The 3,404-nt window shown below is 37.7% G+C and carries 5 protein-coding genes; 2 read left to right on the top strand and 3 right to left on the bottom strand.

From position 1 onward, the window contains the following. The coding region (locus A9G25_RS06305; protein WP_141675025.1) for a hypothetical protein at positions 1–664 on the bottom strand (664 nt) is incomplete at its 3' end. 44 nt (positions 665–708) lie between these two features. Next, positions 709–1,689 (bottom strand): S-layer family protein, encoded by a 981-nt coding sequence (locus A9G25_RS06300; RefSeq protein WP_065626231.1) that lies wholly within the window; start codon positions 1,687–1,689, stop codon positions 709–711. Positions 1,690–1,768: 79 nt separating this feature from the next. On the opposite strand from A9G25_RS06300, the gene A9G25_RS06295 reads away from it, so the two are divergent. Continuing rightward, positions 1,769–2,068: an IS3 family transposase gene (locus A9G25_RS06295; protein ID WP_034885636.1), complete on the top strand. Its 300-nt coding sequence runs from the start codon at positions 1,769–1,771 to the stop codon at positions 2,066–2,068. After that, positions 2,056–2,904 (top strand): IS3 family transposase, encoded by an 849-nt coding sequence (locus A9G25_RS06290; RefSeq protein WP_141675024.1) that lies wholly within the window; start codon positions 2,056–2,058, stop codon positions 2,902–2,904. Before A9G25_RS06295 ends, A9G25_RS06290 begins: the two co-directional genes overlap by 13 nt. Here A9G25_RS06290 and A9G25_RS06285 read toward each other — a convergent pair. Further along, positions 2,850–3,197: a hypothetical protein gene (locus tag A9G25_RS06285; protein WP_065626229.1), complete on the bottom strand. Its 348-nt coding sequence runs from the start codon at positions 3,195–3,197 to the stop codon at positions 2,850–2,852. The two genes, A9G25_RS06290 and A9G25_RS06285, sit on opposite strands and share 55 nt — an antisense overlap. Positions 3,198–3,404: the final 207 nt, after the last annotated feature.

Genomic DNA, 3,404 nt, shown 5'->3' with positions numbered 1-3,404 from the left:
CTGTTGAGAGCGAAAATAACAATTCAGCATCTGATGCTGACACGCCTAATATCTTAGAAAGTCCCTCGGCTGTTTGCGTATGATAAGTTTTGCCATTATAAATGACCATTAACCCCGTTGCACCATTATCAACCATTGACCATGTTAAATATGCACTTGGTAAACACCCCAATACTGAGCTACAAGCTGGTGATAATGCGACTGCTGCCATTCCATCTACGACAGCCATCCCAACTTGAAGAATACCTCCTGCTCGGGTACTTATGCTGTATTCACTGTCATAATAGGTCATCGTATCTGAAATTTTATTGCCTGTCGTATATTCAAATAATTCTTCTATTTTTTTATAAGACTCTTTGCCCCCTCCTGTAATATAAGGTGGTAATTCGACTTCAATTTCAGTTGTTTGACCTTTCAATTGTTCTCTATAAGATTCTAACTCAGGGCTATTACCTAGCTCTTCTAATGCTAAATACGCTGCTTTATCTGGGTCATCATCCGCTAATCCAGCTGAACAATGAATTAATGCACAAGCTGCTGCACGATATAATAAATCTTCTCGTTCGTTTCCTTTAACAAGCTCGTCAATGCGTTTCTTTTCTGTTGGAGTAAGTAGTCGGTTATTCTCAACCGCATTTTTCCCCGCAGCAACGCCAGTATTCACATCTTGGATATCACCACCGCTAGCAGCTATCGCTAGGCCTGTCGCTAGTTGTGATAGGGCGCTGAACTGGTGTAATCACCAATATATCGATGCCCCGTTAAGGTAACAATTTGCTCGCGGATGAGCTGTTGCTCGTAATAACCATCCCCTAACCGTTTTTGGATATTATTCGGATCAACCCTTAAGCGGTTGAACATGTAATCGGAACTTAACCATTTTTTGCGGTTGGTGAAACGGCTGTCAGTTTCAACAAGATAGTTGCTCTTTGGGTCTTTGTTAATGATTGATAAGCTATTTTGCGGTAAGGTTAAATTAGGCTCAACAAAGATAATGGAATCAGCATAATGCTGACTATCTTCACTGGTCACTTTTTTATTAGTGTCAATAATGGGGGTATCTGGCTTTTCAACGCTATCCGGTTGAATGATAGGGTTTGTGATCGGCAAATCATCCAATGGATGTTCGGTTGAAATATTGATATTGCCTTTTTCTTTACCATTGTTGATGATAGCTTCAAGGGAATTGTCGAGGTGTTTATCTGTTTTGACTTCGGTTACAATCGGATTAACAATGTGCCCTACGCTAATTTTTTCTTCTTCTCGCTGCTGCAAGTCAATTTGGGTTTTATCCACATTGGTGTGGGACTCCATTTTGGCATGCTCAAGATCGATAGTGGTGACGGATTGGTTTTTATAATCTTTCCACCTTGCTCTTTTTTTATATACGGCTTTACCGTGCTTATTCTCTTTTTCTCGGTAATGGTAAATTTCATCGCCAGTATCGGAAATGGTGCGCTGGCCTTTTAATGAGTGATTATTAAGTGTGCCGGTCATAATATCTAAGGCATTACCAGCAACAATTTTACTGTTGTCATTCTCTAAATGGTCGGATTGTATACGCAAATCTTTACCAGAGATGATTTCTGCCGGTGCCGTACTTTTGATTTTAGTTTCATAAATATTTCTTGTGTAATCATATTCATAATACTTATGAGTGGAATCAAAAGCGCCATTATTTGAATGCAAAACAGTGGATAGGCTACACTAATTCATACAACTTTTTTAAGGGGTAAGGTAAACTTATCACAACTAAAAAGGAACAAATATGAATAAGATTAAACGCAAAAGACGAACATTCACAGATGATTTTAAACACCAAATGGTCAGTCTTTATCAACATGGTAAATCACGTAGTGAAATCGTTGCCGAATATGATTTGACACCATCAGCTTTGGACCGTTGGATAACGCAAGCAAGCCAAAGCGGCTCATTTAAAACAAAAGATAATCGCAGTCCACAAGAACAAGAGTTAATCGCGTTGCGTAAAGAGCTTAAACAACTCCGTATGGAAAACGATATTTTAAAGCAAGCAGCACTGATAATAGGGCGAAAATCGCTATCCTAAAAGCAAATCGACATCGTTATAGCATAACAAAGCTATGTCAATATTTAGGATTATCAAGACATTATGCTTATTATCAGTGTAAATTGAATAGACAAAAATCAGTAGGGCTTTATGCCGATAAAATCGTGACGCTATTTAATCAGAGCTATCAGTCTTATGGTACAAGACGAATTCGTTTTGATTTACAGAAAGAGAATATTTGGGTGTCACGCCGTTACATTGCTCGGGTGATGAAAGCCTTATTGCTGGTATCAAAATACACCGTTAAACGTTATCAATCTCACAATACGGAAGTGAATGAAACCGCCACAGAAAATCACCTGCAACGACAATTTGATGTAGGTGATAAAAAACAAATTGTTGTTGCGGATTTAACGTATATTCAAGTTAAGCAACGTTGGAACTATTTATGTGTTTTAGTGAACTTATCCGATAGGCAAATTGTCGGTTACCATGTTGGTCAACATAAAACAGCAGAGCTTGTTATGTCAGCATTAAGCCAAATTAAACAACCATTATCAAAATTAGATTTATTTCATTCAGACCGAGGTAAAGCGTTTGATAATCGGTTATTAGCGGATTGTTTTAAGACATTTAATATCACGCATTCATTAAGCAAGAAAGGGTGTCCATATGACAATGCGGTAGCGGAAGCGACATTTAAAACAATTAAAACGGAATTTGTAAAAGGCCAACGTTTCAACTCAACGGCTGAGTTACAACGCGCTTTTTCGGCTTATGCCTATTGGTATAATCATAAACGATTACATTCTTCGTTAGGCTACTTGCCTCCCGTTGAATTTAAAAAACACTTACCCCTTAATTTTTTTGTTTGAAAATGTGTTGCCATTCCAGCATTAATATCTTGTTCTTTTTTTACATGGTCACCAAATTTGCTACTTTCGTTTCCTTTCTGATTGGTAACCTGATTATCCAGTATTTTATCCTTAGTCTCTTTATAATTTCCACCGCCTTGTTCAACATTTCCTTTTCCGTATTCTGATTCGAAATAATCTTTATCTAATGGTTTATTTGCATTCGTCCCCTTTACAGCTAATAACTTGCCACTCCCCAAAATTTTGTTTATTTTAGGAAAAGTTATAGTCCCTGTAATACCATTGACTATCATTATTGTGCAATGGTTCTGCCTGCCATTTGTCTAGCTTCTTCGTCATTATAGCCAAAACTCTTATAACTTTGTACATAACCTTTGATCCTCGCCAAAATATTAGACAGTGCCCGCCTCTATCATTTTTTCGTTTTGGTAATATTGTTGTTCATATTGTTCAGGTGATACCCAGCCATTGGCTGAATGACGGCGTATCCGATTATAATA

The organism is Gilliamella sp. Bif1-4, assembly GCF_001690535.1.
Taxonomy (GTDB): Bacteria; Pseudomonadota; Gammaproteobacteria; order Enterobacterales; family Orbaceae; genus Gilliamella; species Gilliamella bombi.
Note: the sequence above shows the minus strand (reverse complement) of the source record. Positions and strands in the feature narration are given on the sequence as shown.

Excerpts from the sequence above, each read along its gene's own strand:
- A9G25_RS06295 (WP_034885636.1), top strand. The coding sequence starts at position 1,769 with ATGAATAAGATTAAACGCAAAAGACGAACATTCACAGATGATTTTAAA.
- A9G25_RS06285 (WP_065626229.1), bottom strand. The coding sequence starts at position 3,197 with ATGATAGTCAATGGTATTACAGGGACTATAACTTTTCCTAAAATAAAC.